Genomic DNA, 19,972 nt, shown 5'->3' on the forward strand with positions numbered 1-19,972 from the left:
GACACAAGAAGGATTTTTTGCGAAAAAGGTCGAATTACCTATCTATCTCTTTGTGCCTAGATTTCTACTTAGGCTCAAGCTGCCATGAGAAGGAGTGGACCACTTTGCAAAAGCGGTGTCATTGCGGCGACATTATGACGATGAAGCTGCGAACAGTTATATTTTCCGGAAAAGTAGAAATTGATAACGTTCCGATATTCTCCTGCACGATATGCAACCGGAGCGAGGTTATTCCCGAGGTTAAGCCCGATTTGACTGGACTAATCGCCCAGCTAGGGGCAGAACCCGATAAGCAAACGTTTTTGTTTAACGAATGCAATGAATGGGCAAGTTTGTTAGTAGAAGCGAAATCCTATAAGCAGCATACGGATCGCAGCGCGGTCGAGCGCCTCTTCGAGGAGCGCGTCAATCAATTGCTAGATCTATATTTGCTTGCGCAAACGCTGAAGGACGAAGCATGGATTCAAGATTTGGATAAGCGGTTGAAACAGCTTAGCCGCCGCACGCTTCTTACATAACGGTACAACGACTGCACTTTTAGCCAGATCTACCCGGGTGGGCGATGTGTAATTAAATCGTTCATACGGCTATTTTACTTACACCGTAAGCGTAAACGATAAGCGTTAACATTGCGAAAAGTAATATTTTGTCGTATCATTACTGTAATATGCGGCGTACGTAACAATAAAAATCTGAGCTAATGGAGAGAAGGACCGTGACTGTAACCATTTATGATGTAGCAAGAGAAGCAGGAGTATCCATGGCAACGGTTTCTCGGGTTGTGAACAACAATCCTAACGTAAAGCCTGCAACACGCAAGAAGGTATATGAGGCGATTGAACGGCTAGGATATCGTCCGAATGCGGTCGCACGCGGATTGGCAAGCAAGAAGACGACAACGGTAGGCGTCGTCATCCCCGATATATCGAATGCTTTGTATGCAGAGGTAGCGAGGGGCATAGAAGATATAGCTAATATGTATCATTATAATATTATTTTGGCTAATGCGGACAAGAAGAAGGACAAGGAGATTCGCGTTATCAATACGCTGCTAGAGAAGCAAGTCGACGGTTTGCTGTTTCTAGGAGCGCCTGTAACCGAAGAGCACTTGCAAGCGTTCAAGACGGCCAATGTGCCAATCGTGCTATGCGCGACTACGGATGAGAGCGGACAAGTTCCATCGGTAGACATTAATCACGAGAACGCTGCTTTCGACGCAGTCATGAGCTTGGTTGGGAAAGGCCACAAGCGCATTGCGATGATTAGCGGAACGCTGCAAGACCCGGCTAACGGCTATGCTCGTTTCCAAGGATATAAGCGCGCGCTGGAAACTTCCGGCATTCCATATGACGATTCACTCGTTCGAATCGGCAACTATCGTTATGAGTCCGGTGCTGACGCAATGAAATATTTCATTGAGCTTTCTGAACGTCCTACGGCCGTATTTTCAGCTACGGATGAGATGGCGATCGGCGCTATTCATGCGATTCAAGATGCGGGACTGAAAGTGCCTAACGACTTCTCCGTTATTAGCGTGGACAATAGCCGTATGGCTTCAATGGTAAGACCGCAGCTAACAGCTGTAGCTCAGCCTATGTATGATATTGGCGCAGTATCGATGCGTTTGCTTACGAAGCTGATGAAGAAAGAAAACGTGGAACAATCTCAAGTGGTTTTGCCTCATGAAATGGTTGTGCGTCAATCAGTTGGAGGAATTTAATAGAAATGCCGTTTAACAAAATCGGAATTATTGGCGCTATGGTTGAAGAAATTGAATTGCTGCATAAGCATACGGAAGTAGCTTCCGAGGTGACGAAGGCAGGGATTACGTATTACGAGGGCAAACTGCACGGCAAGGAAGTTATCTTCTGCAAGTCGGGTGTAGGTAAAGTGAATGCCGCCGTATGTACGCAAATTTTGCTTGATCTCGGTGCAGACTGTGTGTTGTTCACAGGCGTTGCAGGCGCGGTTGATCCCAGGCTTAACATCGGCGATATCGTCGTATCGACAACCAGCATTCAGCACGATATGGATTGYTCGCCGCTTGGCTTTGCTAGGGGCACGATACCTTTCCATAACCGTTCGGAGTTTCCTGCCGACGACAGATTGATCGAGCTTGCTGTATCGGCTAGCGATCGTCATTTCCCAGGCCGCAGTCTAAAGGGAATCGTATTGTCTGGCGATCAGTTCATTGCAAGCCGCGAGGCGGTCAAGCTGCTGCATGAGACGTTCGATGGCGCATGTGCAGAGATGGAAGGCGCGTCCGTTGCGCAAGTTTGCGACATGAATGGGATCCCATATGTCGTCATTCGTTCCATGTCGGACAAGGCCGATGGATCTGCTCATGTGAATTTTGCGCAATTTACGATTCAAGCCGCCAATAACTCGTACCAGATCATTGATGAGATGGTCAAGCATATGTAATTATTATGATTAGACACATAAGCACCCGCCAGTTGATCGCTTTCGATCGACCGGCGGGTGCTTTTTAATTATCTCCCTTAGAGCTGTATCAGCCTTTTGATTGGAATTTCTAAATTGCATGAGATACAGGCAAAACATAATTCTATTAAATAGTTCTACAAATCCTGAATGGCAATTTGCTGCGTCACGCGATTTTTGAGTGTAATTTCTTCACGTCGCGGAATAGGCGGGATGTGCGTCAGATCATCCAACCAGTGTGAAGGAAGCTCATGCGGACATGAAGATGACCAGTGCTCCAGCCAATCCGCTGGCAGTTGCGGCATTGTAAGAGTGTCTTGGAGCTCTGTCGTTACAGGATGCTCGGTCATCGTCAGCCACACGAGCGCCCAAGCTCTTGGAACGACACGCCATATATCGTAACCTCCGCCGCCAAGCGCAACCCACTTGCCGTTCGTATAATCATGCGCGAGCTCATGAATGATGGCCGGGATTTCCCGATAGATGCGCATGCTGCAATGCATATGGGAGAGAGGATCATAGGCGTGAGCGTCGCAGCCATGCTGGCTGATGATGACATCCGGCTTATGAGCGGCAATGACTTTGCGAAGCGTCACATTAAAGCTCTCCAGCCATGAGTCATCTTCGGTATAGGGCTCGAGCGGCACATTGAAGCAAGCGCCAAAACCGCTATCCGCGCCTTTCTCATGAACGAAGCCCGTTCCCGGGAACAGGAAACGCCCGGTTTCGTGAATCGAATAGGTGCATACGTCCTGATCGGCATAGAATACCCACTGTACGCCGTCGCCATGATGGACGTCCGTATCGATGTAGAGCACTCTTGCGCCGTATGTACGGCGTATATGTTCGATTGCGATGGCGGCGTCATTGTAGACACAGAAGCCCGATGCGCGCTCAGGGAAGGCGTGATGCAAGCCTCCAGCGAGGTGGAACGCATGAAGCGACTGTCCGCTCATGACGGCATCAGCAGCGGCTACGGAGCCGCTAACGATCGCAGAAGCGGCTTGATGAATGCCGGCAAAGAACGGGGTGTCTTCGGTTTGCAGACCGTATTTCTCGGCAAGCGTGTCGCTATGATCGACAGATGCGCTTAATTTCGTAACGGCGTCCACGTAATCCTGCCTATGCACTAACGCAAGAAGCTCCTCATTTGCGCTTAGATGGGGCTGCCTGATTTGATCGTCCGTCAACGCGCCCATTCGTCTCAGCAGATCAATCGTCAATGTAAGACGCATCGGATCAAAGGGATGCTCCTCTCCGAATTTATAGTTCTCGGAACCCGGATGGTGAAAAAATATTGCGTTTGCTTTTGAAGACATTCCCCTTATAGCCTCCTAGAAAGGTTAAGCCTATATCTTAAGCTCTAACCGTGTTAGTACATGAATCGCTGACGGAACCGGACGCGGTCGAATTGTTCAACGGAGCTTAGCGGCACTTCCTTGCCGATCTTCACCATTAGACAGTTAGCAGGGTGGGAGCAAATCTCGGGATCATCCGTTGCGAACCAGATCATGCCTACCGACTTCATCAGCTTCTCCATCATATTGCGATATTCCCATACATTAAGCTTCGTACCCTCTAAGTCCCAATGCCAATAATATTCGGTTGTAAATACAATCATATTGTCCAGCTGTTCTTCAGCAAAAGCGATATTTATCATCTTCTTGCCGAGTCCATACGAGCGGTAATCGTCAGCAACCTCAATCGCGCCGAGCTCGATTAGGTCGTTCATCCCGCCCTCAGACCAGCGCTCAAGCTCATCTGCATAATGGAATGTTACATAACCGACAATTGTATCTGCTTCCCGTACGAGTATAATTCGTCCCTCGTCAAGCGCTGCGATTTCTACCAAAGCCTCATGCTGGTCGCGCGGCCTTCTGAACGCGTCAAGCGCAGGATGCATAACGAGCTGTGCAACTTGCTCAGGCGGTACAGGACCTTCAATGACAAGCTCACGATTGCCAGGCAGCTCGATACGCTCATGCTGCAACCGTTTTCGATGTTCCAAAGCAAATCCCCCTTTCGTCTACTCATGCAGCCCGTGCTCAAGGCGATGCTCTATTAATGGTTATAACAAACATTGCGGGAAATGAAAAGCATAGTCGAGATGAAAAAGGTTATGCTATAATAGTTGTGGCGGTTAAATGCCATACGAATCGTTTAGGTTAGTCGGCTTGTTTGCCTGCAAGAATAGACTACTTTATGAAAGCGTATTCTATGGTAGCAATAGACAGATTTGATGGGAGAGTGATAGAATGATCAACTTGCATCAAGAGCGTATTCCAGCAACGGCGACAAATGCGAATTTGACGAACTATGAGGATGCGGCAGCTAACTTTAAATGGGAACAAATCGAAAGTCAATTCAGCTGGTATTCAACTGGCAAAGTAAACATGGGTTATGAAACGATAGATCGTCATGTGGAGCAGGGCAAAGGAAGCAAAATCGCGCTTCACTACAGCGACAACGACCGCGATGAGTCCTACACGTATGAGGATCTTAGCAAGCAGTCGAATCGATTCGCGAATGTGCTTCGGAAGCATGGCATAACGAAAGGCGAGCGTGTATTTATTTTCATGCCTAGAACGCCTGAATTATATTTCAGCGTGCTCGGCGCGCTGAAGGTGGGTGCAATCGTTGGACCGCTGTTCGAAGCATTTATGGAGACAGCTGTAAAAGATAGACTGCAAGACAGCGAAGCAACGGCAATCGTTACGACTCCTTCCTTGCTTGGACGGATCAAACGCGAGGAGCTGCCTGCGCTTAAACATATTTTCGTATTCGGCAACGACGTACAAACGGAAGACGGCATACTGGATTTTGCCGCTGAGATGAGCCAAGCCTCGGAGGAAGCTGAGATCGAATGGCTTGATCGAGAAGATGGTCTGATCCTGCATTATACATCCGGATCAACCGGCAAGCCGAAGGGTGTATGTCATGTTCAGAACGCAATGATTCAGCATTATTATACGGGTAAGATCGTACTTGATTTGAAAGAAGACGATGTCTATTGGTGTACAGCGGATCCAGGCTGGGTAACGGGCACTTCGTACGGCATCTTCGCTCCGTGGTTGAATGGCGCTACAATCGTCATTCGCGGCGGCCGCTTCAGCCCTGGCGACTGGTACGGCGTCATTCAGAAGTATGGCGTAACCGTATGGTATAGCGCTCCGACGGCCTTCCGGATGCTTATGGGGGCTGGCGATGACGTCGTAACACAATACGATCTATCCAGCCTGCGTCATGTCTTGAGCGTTGGCGAGCCGCTTAATCCAGAGGTTGTCCGCTGGGGGATGAAAGTATACGGCCAGCGTATTCATGATACGTGGTGGATGACGGAAACAGGCGGTCAGCTAATCTGCAACTACCCGAGCATGGATATTAAGCCTGGCTCCATGGGCAAGCCAATTCCAGGTGTATCAGCCGCGATCATTGACGACAACGGCAATGAAGTGCCGCCGTATCGCATGGGTAATCTGGCTATACGCACGCCATGGCCTTCGATGATGCGCAAGATTTGGAACAACCCGTCCAAATACGAGGAATACTTCCGCTTGGAAGGCTGGTATGTATCAGGAGACTCCGCTTATATGGACGAAGACGGTTACTTCTGGTTCCAAGGACGGATTGATGACGTTATTAATACGTCCGGCGAGCGGGTAGGACCTTTCGAGGTCGAGAGCAAGCTGGTCGAGCACCCAGCGGTAGCGGAGGCAGGCGTAATTGGTAAGCCTGACCCGATGCGCGGCGAGATTATTAAAGCGTTTATCGCCTTGCGCGAAGGTTACGTCGCTTCCGAAGAGCTTAAGAAAGAAATCTCGCAATTCGTTAAGGTTGGCTTGTCCGCTCACGCGGCTCCGCGCGAGATTGAGTTCAAGGATAAGCTTCCGAAGACGCGAAGCGGCAAGATTATGCGCCGTGTGCTGAAGGCTTGGGAGCTCAACTTGCCGACTGGCGATTTATCTACAATAGAGGACTAATCTTATAATGAACGAAGGCGGTGCAGGAAAGATCCTGCGCCGCCTTCATTTGTTCTGTACAGTTTACCGCTGGAACAGCTCGATCCGCTCGTTGTCAGGGCCGCTGACGAAGAAGTAGCGGTAACCATTCGGCAAAGTCGTAATATCCTCATCAACGAATGGAACTTCCAGCAGCTTCAGACGCTCGAACTCCGCCTCAATATCGTCCACCTTGACCGCAAAGTGATGCACCTTGCCTTCGATCGGCAGATCGCCGTTGTAGCCTTGAATGAGCTCCAGATCGGTTTCGTCCGAATGTCCGAACCCCAGGAATGCAAGCTGGATTACGCCATTTGTATGCGGGACGCGGCCCTTCTCCTCAAATCCGATTACTTCCGTATAGAATCGGATGGAGGCTTCGATATCTTTAACCATTACGCCTACATGATCGATACGTTTATTAGTCAAAACAACCATTCCTTTCATTTGTTATTCGAATTAATTCTGCTCTATGTTAACGATCTATTTCTCAGCTGTCAAGTCGGGATTGTATAATTAAAGTAAAAACGGTATCCCGCTGCAAGCCAATGGCTGAGGGGATACCGTTTCTTATCGCTAATTAACAACGATGATTTGAGAAGGTGCGGATTGGCCGCTTGCGTTCTCAGAGGTTACGTAGAATGCGCCAGTTACGAGTACATCGATATACTCGAACTGCGATTCGCTAGTGGAGCCGATTAAGGAATACTGTCCGTTGTTGCCCGGACTATGGTAGATATGGTACTGCGTAACTTGATCCGATACGGAGTTCGGCGTCCAGCTAAGCGTGACGCTAACTTCGTTCTTGTTAGCTTGCAAGCCTTCCGGAGCAGCCGGAGCATTGCCGCTAGGCTGCTCTGTACCGCCGCCAGGCTCTTCGCCGCCTTCCCCAGGGCCAGTAGGCAGCTCAGGAATGACTGGGGCGTCACCGTAATGAACCATCAAGCTAGGCTGAGATTCGTTGCCTACGACATCGACAGAGGTAACATAGAAGCTGTAGCTATGCGCGTTCGACGCGTATAGCTTCGCCTTGTACTCGTTGCCGGCAGGTATCGATTCGCCCTCTTTCGTAGGCGCGTTACCGTCAATTGCTTTGTACACACGGTAGCCGACAACATCCTTCGCTGCACTATCGGTGAACGTTAGAATGAGCACGCCGTCGGCTTGATTTAGCCTTACATTGCTCGGAGGCGGAGGCGCTGCGCCATCGTCTACACGAGGATCGGGTTTGGATGGCGCGTCATTAGCCGCATCCTTCGGCAAGTAGACCGACATCGGCCGTCTGCTCTTCGCAGGAAGCTTCGCTTGCGCTGCGTTGATCTCATCCATTAGCGCATCAAGCGGTTTCTTGCGCTTGACAACGATTTGCTCCTTCAGCATATCGAGCGGAGTAGCCGGATTCGGCACATAGTTGACGCCTTCATAGGTTATGAAAGCCATCTTCACAAGTGATTCGTCAACCGCCTTCGGCACATATTTTTTGTTGAACCAGTCGGTTACAAGCATGCCTGCTTCTTTCGTCAATTGAGAAGGAAGCAATCCGCTTGCGCTGGATACAGTAGCCTTCACAATGCCGTCCGGTTTATTGAACTTATCCGTAACGAGCAGCTCAGGTTTCTTTTCTACAAGCTGATCCATAATCTTTGCCCAGATTGCCCGAGCGCGTTTCTTGCCTTCGGTCGAGAGAGAGTTGATCTGCTCCTCGTAGCCCGCCCATACGCCGAGCGTAACGTCCGGCGAGAAGCCCATGAACCATACATCGCCGTAGCTTTGCGTTGAGCCTGTTTTGCCGGCAATCGGAATGTCGCCGTAATGCTCGAACTGAGAGGTCAGACCATGACCTGAGCCCGATGGGCTGGAAATGACGGTCGACAGCATATCTGTAATAAGGAACGCGCTTTGCTCGGAGAATACGCGTTCAGGCTTTGCCTCGTGCTCATAGACGATTTTACCTTCGGCATCGGTAATTTTCTCGATCATGTATGAATCATTGTATATGCCGTTGTTCGGGATAGAGCCGTAAGCGTTCGTAAGCTCCTCCACCGAGACACCGACGCTGAGACCGCCGATTACGCCTGTCTGAGCGCCAGCGTCCTCCGGCTGAAGCGTAGTAATGCCAAGCTTCTTGACGAACGCCCAAGCGTTCTCGATCTTAAGCTCTTCGTTAAATATTTTTAGCGCTGGTATGTTCATCGATTTGTTAAGCGCTTCACGCGCCGTTACAAGTCCGGAGAACTTCTTATCGACGTTCATCGGGATATGGAAGCCCTTTTGATAGTCTTTCATGACGATCGGCGAGTCATCGATAATGCTGGCCGGTTGAATAATGCCTTGCTCAATCGCAGGCAGGTAAGCAGCGATCGTCTTCATCGTTGAACCCGGCTGGCGAGTCATTTGAGTAGCGTAGTTCATTTGCTCTTCATAAAAATCGCGACCTTCAAGCATGCCGAGAATGGCGCCAGTCTTATGATCCAGCATGACGGCAGCAACTTGTTCAAGGCCTTTCTCTTCGCTATAAGGCGTGAAGTTCTCCTCATTGGAGCCGATCTCGCGCATAAACTTGTAAATATCTTTATCAATCGTGGTGTATACTTTGTACCCGCCGCGAAGCAGATGATCTCTTGCTTCTTCAAGCAATTGCGGGTTTTCCTTCAGGTCTGCCTTCGTCAAGTCCGGGTCTTGCTGCATGAGCATAATTTCCGCGGCTTGGCGCTCGGCTTCCAGCATGAGATATGGATAAGTCGTATAAGCTTTCTCGCTTGGCGCAGCAAGCGTCTTGCGAACGTCGAAGGCGAGCGCTTCGTCATATTGCTGCTGATCGATGCGTCCAGTCTCGAGCATGCGGCGAAGCACCATTTGCTGGCGCTCGATGGCTAGCTTGATGCCTTCTTCGTTGTATTGCCCTTTGCCCGTGTATGCCGTATAAGCGGACGGGCGCTGCGGCAAGCCTGCGAGATAGGCGGCCTGCGCGATATTAATTTGATTCAGATCGGTAATGTTGAATATCCCTTTGGCTGCAGCCTTAATCCCGAATACTTGATAACCGCTCGAACCGTTGCCGAAAGGCATCTTGTTCAAGTAAGCGGCCAATATTTCCGGTTTCGTCAAATATCTTTCCATACGGAGAGACAAGAAGATTTCTTTGATCTTCCGGCTGTCGGTTTTGTCCAAGCTCAGAAATACGCGTCGTGCGAGCTGCTGCGTCAGCGTACTGCCGCCTGTCTGTGTTTCCTCGTTCAGAAGCTTCTGCTTGACCGCACGGCCGAGGCCGTTAATATCTACGCCGTAATGCTCGAAGAAGTTGTTGTCTTCAATAGCGAGCAGGGCGTCTATTACTTGCGGAGGCAGATCCTCATATTCGACGATCATACGGTCTTCGTCGGTACGAAGCTGCCCGACAAGCGAATCATCATTAAAATAAACATAACCGGTGAGCGAGTTCTCCCCGACTCTCTCCTCGATGACGGTACGGGGCCGGACCTCTTCGTTTTTGACGAGAGCAGCCACATAGCCGGTTACGGCTCCGCCTGCTAACAAGCCGATGAATATGCCGAAATATACCATCCATTTTACAGTTATAAAAGTTACGATTCCGAATGTTCGCCATTTGCTTCGTTTCGTTGGCGCCGGCTGACGATCTTCTTGCATCTTTTTAATTCCCCCTCCAAAATAGCAAGTCCATTATAACATAAAACACCAATAGAAGCAGGTACTAACCGTATGGTCATATATATTCGTTATCTCATTGACGTATCGGGGGGCTAAAATGTTTTGCTTAAACGTGAAATTCAGCAATAATCAGCCTGAGACCGTAAAAACTGCTGTAAACGGAGCAATTTACAACTTTTTTGCTTATTTTTCGACGATTTTGAAACATATTGGGGTTTATGGCGTAATACATATTGGGGAATGGTTGGAAAATATGGTTATAGAAAGAGGGTGAGGGAAAGTGGAAACGCTGTACTTAGCCTGTCTGATCGGCGGCATTCTGTATGCGATCGTCAGCGTCATATTCGGAGATTGGCTTAGCCTGGCTTTGGACGGCGTGCTTGATTTTCTATCGTTTGACGGCCATTCATGGCTGCAGCCAACCGCACTTGTTGGAAGCATTACCGTATTTGGCGGCGCCGGCATCATGCTTACCAGATATACTTCGCTAAGTATAGGCGTCGTATTGGCGCTTGCGTTGCTCATTGCTTTAGCCGCTGGCGTCGGCGTGTTCTTTCTATATGTTCGACCGATGGAGCGAAGCGAGAATTCCATAGCTTTCTCAATGAATGCTTTGTCGGGCTCGCTCGCAGAGGTGCTTGTCTCAATCCCCGATAAAGGATATGGCGAAGTGCTCGTTAAAGTAGGGGCGGGGTTTACGAATCAGATCGCGGCGAGCTATGAAGGCGTCCMGATAACTGCCGGTTCCCGTGTCGTCGTCGTCGAAGTGAAAGACCGTACATTATTTGTATCCGAAGTGGACTTATCCTAAATCCAAGCACGAGAGAGGAGTCATTCGATATGCCGGAACATTTGTTAATACCGATCATTGTTGTTGGAGTGCTTGTTGTGCTGGGGCTTGCCTTCTGGGCTCGTTATCGAACCGTTAGTCCCGATGAGGCAATGCTGGTTACGGGGTCATTCTTAGGCAGCCGTAATGCGCTGACCGATGACTCTGGAAGGAAAGTAAAAATCATTCGCGGCGGAGGCGCCTTCATCCTGCCGATCTTCCAGAAGGCTGAGTTTCTGTCTTTGCTTTCGCATAAGCTGGACGTATCAACCCCGGAGGTGTATACGGAGCAAGGCGTTCCTGTTATGGCCGACGGTGTCGCGATTATTAAAATCGGCGGAGCTGTAGAGGATGTTGCAACCGCTGCCGAGCAGTTTCTAGGCAAGCCGACCGAAGCGCTCAAGGGCGAGGCCCAAGAGGTGCTGGAGGGGCATTTGCGAGCGATTCTAGGATCGATGACGGTGGAGGAAGTGTATCGCAACCGCGATAAGTTCGCCCAAGAGGTACAGGGAGTAGCCGCCAAGGATCTTAAGAAAATGGGGCTGCAGATCGTATCATTCACGATCAAGGACTTGCGCGACAAGCATGGTTATCTGGATGCGCTGGGTAAGCCGAGAATTGCAGCGGTGAAGCGTGATGCGGAGATAGCGGAGGCGGAAGCGGTCCGCGATGCGCGTATTCAGAAGGCTTTAGCGGCCGAGGCGGGGCAGAAAGCAGAACTGCTGCGCGATACGAATATTGCCGAAGCGGAGAAGGACAAGGAGATGAAGGTGGCTTCGTTCAAGCGCGATCAGGATACGGCGAAAGCCGAAGCCGATCAAGCCTATTCGATTCAAGAGGCACGTGCCAAGCAAAGCGTCGTCGAGGAGCAGATGAAGGTCGAGCTCGTCCGAAAGGAACGCGAGATCGATCTCGAAGCGAAGGAAATATTGCGCCGCGAGAAGCAATACGACGCGGAAGTGAAGAAGAAGGCGGATGCCGACAGATACGCCGTAGAGCAGGCAGCGGAAGCGGACAAAGCGAAGCGGTTGCGCGAGGCGGACGCGGTGCAATACCGCATTGAAGCCGAGGCGAAAGCGCTCGCCGCGCAGAAGCGGCTGGACGGTCTTGCGGTAGCCGAAGCAGAGCGAGCCAAAGGTACGGCGGAAGCAGACGTAATAAGGCTGCGCGGACTGGCTGAAGCAGAAGCGAAGGAGAAGCTTGCTGAAGCGTTCGAGAAGTTTGGCGAGGCAGCGGTTCTTGATATCATCGTGAAAATGTTGCCAGAGCTCGCTAGTCAGATCGCGGCACCGATTGGGGCGATCGATACGCTCACTGTCGTAGATACCGGCAAAGGGGAAGGCGCAGCGCGTCTAAGCAATTATGTAACCGATCTAATGGCAACCGCTCCCGAAATGCTTAAGAGTGTGTCCGGCATCGATGTGAACGGGTTGATCAGAGGGCTCACCTCACGAGCGGCAGCGTCAACTTTGCCTGCCTCATCTGCGCTAAGCCGAATGACTGAGCAAGATTAATCGTATTTAATGGAAATATAAAAAGCGTAGAAGCCCGCTTGGCGAGCCTCTTCGCTTTTTGTATAATGATGTGGGGTAATGTCTGATTGTGCATGACGGCAACCGTACGGAGCATTCAGTTAGTAGCCGTAACCGCCGCCGCAGCCACCGCCGCTAAAGATTCCACAGCTACATGCAATAATCACGAGCAGAATAAAGAGAACCAAAATTGTACCAAGGTTGTTGAAAGCACCACCTACGTGTCCGGACATTATACAATGCACCTCCTTACGTGTTGAGTACTCTTTACTGTATGAATGTCTTGTGCCGATTGATTGGGTATTTGTTACGGGAGGCTATCGTTTATATACAAATTGGGCGGGGAGCAGGAGTAGCTGAAACAAAGAAAAGCCGTATGAATGCAGCTGCATTCATACGGCTTCGTCTTATTAACGGCTGTAGAACTCGACGATTTGTTTCTCGTCGATGTCTTGGGACAGCTCGCCGCGGTCTGGCAGGCGAACGTACTTGCCTTCCATTGCTTKCTCGCTGAACTCAAGGTAGTTAGGAAGGTGATGACGGCCTTCCATAGCTTCTTTAACAGCTTTCAGGCTGCGGCTGCGCTCGCGCAAGCCGATTACGTCGCCAACAGCAACCGTGTAGGAAGCGATGTCGACTTTTTTGCCATTAACTGTTACGTGACCGTGAGCTACCAATTGGCGCGCTCCAGCACGGGAGTTGGAAAGTGCAAGACGGTATACAAGGTTGTCAAGACGGCTTTCAAGGAGAGCCATGAAGTTTTCGCCGGCTTTACCTTTCATGTTTGCCGCTTTGTCAAACAAGTTGCGGAATTGCTTTTCGTTCAAACCGTACATGTGGCGAAGCTTTTGTTTCTCTTGCAATTGAACGCCATAACCGCTCATTTTTTTGCGTTGGTTAGGGCCGTGTTGACCCGGAGGGAAGTTGCGTTTCAATTCTTTTCCTGTACCGCTCAAAGAAATGCCTAGGCGGCGGCTTAGTTTAAATTTAGGTCCTGTATAACGTGACATGCGTCGTGTTAACTCCTTCATCAAATAAATTTTGAGAATGGGGTTGTGTTTCGCCGTTTACGTCCAATGTCCGAGCTCGCTCGTCCCTGATCTGCACTTCAGCCGCTGGCCTATCAGTGTACGTAATCATTGAGGGTGACACAAAACCGTACGCCCATGTATTCAACAATAAATATTATATGAAATTCACCCAGAATGTCAAGCTGTACTTCATAAAATTAAAACTTTGTAATAAGCATCTAAAGTCCTATAAATTTTGGGGAGAGTAGTGCAAAAATATCAAAAATGAAGTAAGATAATAATTATTACAAGAAGGAATTATTGGTTGCCGCACCGGATTTAGGTCGGCTCTTGAAATGCCTTCTGCTTATTGAATAAGCTACGGTATAAGCTGAGCTTAACTTTATGCCTATCATATAATGTAACCTCATCTCCTGGCTATACAGACGGAAGGGTTGGGTGCCGTATGGTTAATCGGATTAACAGCGATGCTGCTTATAGTGAATCGTTAACGGAAGATCGCGCATCAACAAGTACTGAAGCCGTTTGGTTTGCCAGCGAAGATATTACGGAAGCGGACGAGCCCTATTTGCCGCCTTTACTTAACGACAGCTTTCACCAGTGGATCAACGAGGCGGAAGGACTCCCTTTGTTCCAGTCTGGTGAATTTTCATTATTCGGTACTGATTGCCAGCGTATTGCTGTTACCGGGAAACTCAGCATTGATCGGCCGGATGGTTTAACCGCTATAGTGAATACCGTTATTTCCTCCGTGTTCGAACAGAGGTTGACGGTTGCAATGAACTTGGACAAACTGCATGTGGTTGGCGTTCCGGTGAGGAAGCGTACGGAGGATCTGGTGTTCTCGGTCTTATGTTATGTGACCGAAGCGGAAGCAGATGCCTCATCAGCGCACCATGCGCAGAATGTTGAGATATGCGCTTATCATTTCCGAAGTTGCTTCTACAGAAGGTTCGAGCAGCTTTATGTTCAGGATCTGCTCGTGCAACAGAAGCAGACGGAGAAGGAAGCAAAGCGAAGAGATGCGCTGTTTCTTGCCGCGAAGCGGCTTTATGATCAGATCGATGTATCGTCGGTGCTGTCAGAGATGCTGAGCAGTCTTGAACAGCTCTATCCAAACTCAGAGGTTCATCTTTACTTATCGCAGGACCATCTCAATGGAGACGAGCGTGTGAAGCCTCTCGTATTCAAGAATGCGGCGCATGATCTCGTTGCGAAAGCGTTCCTGGACGGACAATCCGCAAGCGAGCACGATCGTGACGGCACGATTCGCCTGGCGGTTCCGATGACGGGCAAACAAGCAGCATATGGCGTCTTATGTATGACGATTGGACCGGGCAAATGGGACGAGGCAGACCTTCCGGCGTTTCTGCTGCTCGCCGACACGGCTGGTTCGGCGTTCGAGAACGCCAAGCTATACGAGCAGTCCAATCTGCTCATTAACGAGCTGAGGCTTATTAATGAGCTCACGAAGCGTCTTAATCAGTCGCTGCGCCTCAAAGAAATATTTCAATTCGCGACAAGCGAATTGCTTACGATATTCGATGCCGATTATTGCTGCGTTCTGCAGATGAATAAGGAGAAGGATCAGTTCGTCGTTATGTCGAGCAACTTTCCGGCACTGGCGAGCGAGCATTTCTCGCCGGAATACGGGTTCTGCGGCATGGTATACAGGACAAGAGAACCGCTCATCATATCCGATTATTGGCATACGAGAGTCGTGACGTCGAAGCTGATGGACAATACGGGTTCGCGTTCGCTTATCGCTGCGCCGATTATGGTGGATGGCGAAGTGGTAGGCGTTATTCTAGTCACGCATAAGGTGCCGAACTTCTTCTCGTATGATAATTATAAGCTGCTGCAAGTGATGAGCACGCATATAGGTCTTGCCGTTACGAATGCCTCCTTGCATGCCGAGGTGCGTCGAATGGTCATTACTGACAATTTGACTGGTCTGCATGCGCGTCATTATTTGAATGAGCAAATTCAGAACCGCCAGCGGAAGGACCCGTTCGGAGCACTTATTCTCGTCGACATTGATTACTTTAAGAAAGTGAACGATACGTTCGGCCATCAAGTAGGGGACCAAATATTGATCCAAGTGAGCAATATTATTAACGCATCGATCAGGCAAGGCGATATAGCAGCCCGTTGGGGCGGAGAGGAGCTCGCGGTGTATTTGCCGGGCATTAGAGCGGAGCAAGCATATCGGATTGCCGAGCGCATACGGATGCATGTCGAAGCGGAGACCGATCCGGTCGTCACCGTATCCTGCGGCGTATCGGAATGGACGTTCGAGAACGAGAAAATTAGCGTGGAATCGTTGTTTTATCGTGCGGACATGGCGCTGTACGAAGCGAAGAACAACGGAAGAAACTGCATTTTTGTCGGACAGAATTAAAGGGTCGTGACATATACAGATTAGCGTAATTCGTTAGGGAGCGTCGTTATCGGCGCTCTTTTCTTTTGTTTTCTCTTCGGCATGAGGAATAAGACGGGGATACGTGTGGGGAGTCTACGTAGAAGGTCTGTAATGCGGAAGGAGAGCTTATGAGAGACAAACCTAAGATGAGTGCCGCTTGTATCTTAATATGCGCCAGCATCGCTTTAGGGGGCTGTGGCGGCATGAATGTGCAGAGAGAGCCTGAGCGGTGGCTGTCGTTATCTTATTCGGGTCTTGCGGCTATGGATCAATATGCATTCACAGGGTCAATGGACATGAGCTTGGACGGGGGAATGCCAGTCAGCCCGCAGACATTCCAAGGAAAAGTCACCGATCATAAACAGTTAACGCTCCAAACGAACAGCGGTGATCAGCTCCATATTAACCCAGCCCATGTTCTGGAGTCGCTTACGCAATCCGACAACATAAAAATCGTTGTAAGCGATTCGTCCGACCCAGATACGATTACGCTGCTAATTGCCGAGGACGCCGCTTCAGCAAAGGAGAAATGGGAGCAGCGTCTTAGGCAGCAGCTTGAGGCGCTTGTGGTGAATGAGCCGCCTGACTCTGCGCCTTATAAGAAAGAGTGGGAGCAGGAGGCCGAGCATTCTCGCAAGCAGCTAGAAGCGATGCTGAGCTCGCTGAGTACGAAGACGAGCTATGAGCTCGTTATTGACGAGAACCGGCTGCTTCCGCTAAGGCTGGATGAGCAGACGGAATTTCTGTATGAATATGGCGGTAAGAAGGCTTCCGAGGCGCGCCATACAACTATCCGATTTTACGCCTTCGATGGAGCCTCAAGCGCAGCCGTTCAATGACATTGAACCGTAAGAATGGCGACAGCCGTTTCACCTTATGGTACGATATTAGGGATGGCACTAATTAAGCAATTGAACACTTAAAGGAGATGAACGAACGTATGCGCGATCCAAGAATTCAGAAACTTGCACAAAATCTAGTCTGTTACTCCATTGACGTACAGCCTGGCGAAAATGTGTTGATCGATATAATCGGTTCTGAGCGTGAGCTTGCCAAAAGCTTGATCGAGGAGGTGGCTAAGCGCGGCGGCAGACCGTTCATCGAGACGAGCGACCGCTCGGTACTGCGGACAATGCTTCATCATGCAACAAAAGAGCAGCTTGAACTATGGGCAGCGCTCGATCTGGAGCGCATGAAAAATATGCAGGGTTACATTGCCGTTCGCTCCGGCGAGAACGCGAATGAGCTTTCCGATGTTCCAGAAGAGAAAATGCGCTTATATGAGCAAATTTATCGTAACCCCGTACATATGGAGCAACGTGTTAAGAAGACGAAATGGGTTATTTTGCGCTATCCGAATCCGTCCATGGCGCAGCTTGCTAACATGAGCACAGAAGCGTTCGAGAACTTTTATTTTGACGTATGCAATCTTGACTATGCGAATATGGATAAGGCGCAGGATCCGCTGCAAGCGCTGATGAAGAGGACGGACCGTGTCCATATTGTCGCGCCAGGCACCGATCTTGCGTTCTCAATCAAGGGCATAGGAGCGAAGAAATGCTCCGGACATCGGAACATTCCTGACGGCGAAGTGTTCTCTGCCCCTGTTCGCGATTCCGTACAGGGAACGATTACGTACAACGCGCCAAGCGTGTATTCCGGCGTTTCGTTCCAGAATATTTCCTTTACGTTCGAGAATGGCAAGATCGTCAAAGCTGAGAGCAATGATACGAAACGTCTGAACGAAATATTGGATGCAGATGAAGGAGCTAGATATATCGGGGAGTTCGCGATCGGCTTCAATCCGTACATTTTGCATCCGATGAACGACATCCTGTTCGACGAGAAAATCGCCGGCAGCTTGCATTTCACTCCGGGTCAAGCGTATGAAGAGACGGACAATGGCAATCGTTCGTCTGTGCACTGGGATTTGGTACTCATTCAGAGACCGGAATACGGCGGCGGTGAAATTTATTTCGATGACGTATTGATTCGCAAAGACGGTCGATTCGTTATTCCAGAGCTTGAAGCGCTCAATCCGGAGAACCTTAAAGGGGAGTAATAATAGCTTCTAACTCCAAATATTATGTGTTCTAACGGGGGATCTCAGGCTATGAAAATTGGAAAATAAAGCGTTTTTCATTTTTCCTCTTGATGGATGTGAGATTTCGGGTTATCATGGTGTCAAAGGTAAGCTTTACTAAAATAACTGGAGGGATCTCCCATGTCCAATAATGCTGCAATAGTTGAAATTTCCCAAACGGCTGGCCAATTCCGCTCATCCATCGTTCTACAAGCCGAGAGTAAATATATCGATGTAAAGAGCATTCTCGGACTATTCACGACGCTTGTGGGAGGCCACGCTTACGAGCTTCACGTTCACGGACCTGACGCTGAAGAAGCGAAGGCTGCAATGGCAGCTGTATTCGCTAAGCATAACCTTAATGTATCTGTAATTACGGAATAATTGTACGATTGTTTCCAACTGGAGCACTCCTCGCTTTTGCGTAGGAGTGCTTTTCTGTTTTGTCCTTGTATATTCGTCCTTTTTCGTCTAATATAAAGGTATAGAAGACGGCGGTACGCGCACAGGGGGGAAAACGATGTCTTCACCGGAAATAACTGTTCAATTGCATGAGAAAGCGCTTCGTCTCCTTCAGGAAGATGCGAGTAAAATAGAAAAGTTGATCGAAGTTCAGATGGAGAACTTGACGACTCGTCAATGTCCGCTGTACGAGGAAGTTCTAGATACGCAAATGTACGGTTTCTCGAGAGAGGTCGACTTTGCCGTTCGCGCCGGATTAATTGCCGAGCTGGCCGGGAAAGAAATCGTCAGCAGGCTTGAGAGAAATCTTGCCATGCTGTATGAAGCGTTAGATCGCAAAGAGTAGTCCCCCGATTCGGGAGACTACTCCTTTTTTTTGCCTATGTGATTGTCATGCGCAACGTTAGACGAGATAGAACGCAATCCCTAGTATGACGTATACCATAAGCAGAAGTACACCTTCGTACCAGTTCGTATTGCCGTCCCTGGAGACAGACTTGGCGATAAAGACCGATACGCCGATTGCGGTTAGCTCGATTGGGGTGAATACGATATCCATCGTATTGCCGAATAGCGTACTGACGATAATGAGCACTGGAGCAACGAACAAAGCGATCTGCAAGCTGCTGCCGATGGCGATCTCCACGGCTGCCCCGATCTTGTTCTTCATTGCGAGAATGACCGCAGCGCTGTGCTCAGCCGCGTTGCCGACGATGGCAATGACGAATGCCCCGATGAACAGTTCTGACAGTCCGAAGCGCTCCGAGAACGTATCCAGCGTATGTACGAGCCATTCGCTGACGAATGCGACCATTACGGTAGCCAGTACGAGGAAGAGGATTGATTTCATTTTCGACCAAGCAGGCTCTTCGCCGTGATCGGCATTCATATCCACGTCGGCAAGCATATCCTTGTGCGTAACCATCGAGAAGAGAAGCCAAAGCACATACGAGATTATGAGAATGCCTGCTACCGCAAGGCTTAGGAATTGGTCCTTATCGAAGGTGAACTTCTCGGATACGACGAATACAGCCGGGACGAACAGACCGATGACGGCCATAATCATGAGCGTAGAGTTATGATCGGCGAGCCGGTTGTTGAACCGCTGCTCCTTGTACTTCAAACCGCCAAGCAAAATACTAAGTCCAAGCACAAGCAACAGGTTGCCGATAATAGCGCCCGTCAAGCTTGCCTTCACCATATCGAACAAACCTTCCTTGACGAGGAAGATGGCGATAATGAGTTCGGCCGCATTGCCGAACGTGGCGTTCAGAAAGCCGCCAAGACGTTGCCCTGCATAGTGTGCGACGCTTTCCGTAGCTTTGCCGAGGAAGCCCGCCACAAATATAATCGCAATCGCGGATATGACGAACTGCACCGTCATGTCCCAATGAGCGTAATGGCCTACTGCGCTGAGAACGAACATGACAATAAGCCCCGAGAAAAACAACTTCTGATTCAATAGCTCCACCTCTTCTTGACTGTGCTGAAATCCTGTTAATAA

General features: G+C 49.6%; 18 protein-coding genes. 11 read left to right on the forward strand and 7 right to left on the reverse strand.

The window, feature by feature from the left end:
* The first annotated feature begins 104 nt into the window (after positions 1 to 104).
* From AC1DF0_RS26630 to AC1DF0_RS26640, 3 genes are all read left to right on the forward strand, one after another.
* On the forward strand, positions 105 to 518 hold the full coding sequence (locus AC1DF0_RS26630) for a hypothetical protein (RefSeq protein ID WP_442051200.1): 414 nt from the start codon (positions 105 to 107) through the stop codon (positions 516 to 518).
* 197 nt (positions 519 to 715) lie between these two features.
* A complete protein-coding gene (gene ccpA / locus AC1DF0_RS26635; protein ID WP_442051221.1) occupies positions 716 to 1,720 on the forward strand; it encodes a catabolite control protein A in 1,005 nt (334 codons plus the stop codon).
* A 5-nt stretch (positions 1,721 to 1,725) separates the two neighbouring features.
* The gene (locus AC1DF0_RS26640; RefSeq protein WP_442051201.1) at positions 1,726 to 2,424 is read left to right on the forward strand and encodes a 5'-methylthioadenosine/adenosylhomocysteine nucleosidase; all 699 of its coding nucleotides are present in this window, start codon (positions 1,726 to 1,728) and stop codon (positions 2,422 to 2,424) included.
* A gap of 155 nt (positions 2,425 to 2,579) precedes the next feature.
* Here AC1DF0_RS26640 and AC1DF0_RS26645 read toward each other — a convergent pair whose 3' ends face one another.
* Together AC1DF0_RS26645 and AC1DF0_RS26650 are read right to left on the reverse strand one after the other, a co-directional pair.
* Complete coding sequence (locus AC1DF0_RS26645; protein ID WP_477576318.1) at positions 2,580 to 3,761, reverse strand: acetoin utilization protein AcuC; 1,182 nt, start codon at positions 3,759 to 3,761, stop codon at positions 2,580 to 2,582.
* Between the two features lie 53 nt (positions 3,762 to 3,814).
* On the reverse strand, positions 3,815 to 4,450 hold the full coding sequence (locus AC1DF0_RS26650) for a GNAT family N-acetyltransferase (RefSeq protein ID WP_477576320.1): 636 nt from the start codon (positions 4,448 to 4,450) through the stop codon (positions 3,815 to 3,817).
* 247 nt (positions 4,451 to 4,697) lie between these two features.
* On the opposite strand from AC1DF0_RS26650, the gene acsA reads away from it, so the two are divergent.
* The gene (gene acsA, locus AC1DF0_RS26655; protein WP_477576322.1) at positions 4,698 to 6,422 is read left to right on the forward strand and encodes an acetate--CoA ligase; all 1,725 of its coding nucleotides are present in this window, start codon (positions 4,698 to 4,700) and stop codon (positions 6,420 to 6,422) included.
* Between the two features lie 63 nt (positions 6,423 to 6,485).
* Here acsA and AC1DF0_RS26660 read toward each other — a convergent pair whose 3' ends face one another.
* Together AC1DF0_RS26660 and AC1DF0_RS26665 are read right to left on the reverse strand one after the other, a co-directional pair.
* On the reverse strand, positions 6,486 to 6,878 hold the full coding sequence (locus AC1DF0_RS26660; protein ID WP_442051205.1) for a VOC family protein: 393 nt from the start codon (positions 6,876 to 6,878) through the stop codon (positions 6,486 to 6,488).
* Positions 6,879 to 7,016: 138 nt separating this feature from the next.
* On the reverse strand, positions 7,017 to 10,088 hold the full coding sequence (locus AC1DF0_RS26665; protein WP_477576324.1) for a transglycosylase domain-containing protein: 3,072 nt from the start codon (positions 10,086 to 10,088) through the stop codon (positions 7,017 to 7,019).
* 301 nt (positions 10,089 to 10,389) lie between these two features.
* Here AC1DF0_RS26665 and AC1DF0_RS26670 point away from each other — a divergent pair, with 301 nt between their 5' ends.
* Entirely contained in the window at positions 10,390 to 10,920 is a 531-nt protein-coding gene (locus tag AC1DF0_RS26670) for an NfeD family membrane protein (RefSeq protein ID WP_477576326.1), read from the forward strand.
* A 29-nt stretch (positions 10,921 to 10,949) separates the two neighbouring features.
* Positions 10,950 to 12,452 carry a flotillin family protein gene (locus AC1DF0_RS26675; protein ID WP_477576328.1) on the forward strand — a complete coding sequence of 501 codons (1,503 nt, stop codon included), beginning with the start codon at positions 10,950 to 10,952 and terminating at the stop codon, positions 12,450 to 12,452.
* Positions 12,453 to 12,571: 119 nt separating this feature from the next.
* On the opposite strand, the gene AC1DF0_RS26680 is transcribed toward AC1DF0_RS26675, so the two are convergent.
* Complete coding sequence (locus AC1DF0_RS26680; protein WP_442051209.1) at positions 12,572 to 12,703, reverse strand: hypothetical protein; 132 nt, start codon at positions 12,701 to 12,703, stop codon at positions 12,572 to 12,574.
* Between the two features lie 177 nt (positions 12,704 to 12,880).
* The gene (gene rpsD / locus AC1DF0_RS26685; RefSeq protein WP_477576331.1) at positions 12,881 to 13,480 is read right to left on the reverse strand and encodes a 30S ribosomal protein S4; all 600 of its coding nucleotides are present in this window, start codon (positions 13,478 to 13,480) and stop codon (positions 12,881 to 12,883) included.
* A gap of 466 nt (positions 13,481 to 13,946) precedes the next feature.
* Here rpsD and AC1DF0_RS26690 point away from each other — a divergent pair, with 466 nt between their 5' ends.
* From AC1DF0_RS26690 to AC1DF0_RS26710, 5 genes are all read left to right on the forward strand, one after another.
* The gene (locus tag AC1DF0_RS26690; protein WP_477576333.1) at positions 13,947 to 15,902 is read left to right on the forward strand and encodes a sensor domain-containing diguanylate cyclase; all 1,956 of its coding nucleotides are present in this window, start codon (positions 13,947 to 13,949) and stop codon (positions 15,900 to 15,902) included.
* 224 nt (positions 15,903 to 16,126) lie between these two features.
* A complete protein-coding gene (locus AC1DF0_RS26695; RefSeq protein ID WP_442051211.1) occupies positions 16,127 to 16,762 on the forward strand; it encodes a hypothetical protein in 636 nt (211 codons plus the stop codon).
* A 101-nt stretch (positions 16,763 to 16,863) separates the two neighbouring features.
* Positions 16,864 to 17,985, forward strand: a complete 1,122-nt coding sequence (locus tag AC1DF0_RS26700) for an aminopeptidase (RefSeq protein ID WP_477576335.1) — start codon at positions 16,864 to 16,866, stop codon at positions 17,983 to 17,985.
* 162 nt (positions 17,986 to 18,147) lie between these two features.
* Positions 18,148 to 18,390 carry an HPr family phosphocarrier protein gene (locus tag AC1DF0_RS26705; RefSeq protein ID WP_337098736.1) on the forward strand — a complete coding sequence of 81 codons (243 nt, stop codon included), beginning with the start codon at positions 18,148 to 18,150 and terminating at the stop codon, positions 18,388 to 18,390.
* 136 nt (positions 18,391 to 18,526) lie between these two features.
* Positions 18,527 to 18,814, forward strand: a complete 288-nt coding sequence (locus tag AC1DF0_RS26710; protein WP_307203900.1) for an Fpa/YlaN family protein — start codon at positions 18,527 to 18,529, stop codon at positions 18,812 to 18,814.
* A 57-nt stretch (positions 18,815 to 18,871) separates the two neighbouring features.
* On the opposite strand, the gene cax is transcribed toward AC1DF0_RS26710, so the two are convergent.
* A complete protein-coding gene (gene cax / locus AC1DF0_RS26715) occupies positions 18,872 to 19,930 on the reverse strand; it encodes a calcium/proton exchanger (protein ID WP_475820469.1) in 1,059 nt (352 codons plus the stop codon).
* Positions 19,931 to 19,972: the final 42 nt, after the last annotated feature.

This window comes from Paenibacillus sp. 05T425 (assembly GCF_056396205.1).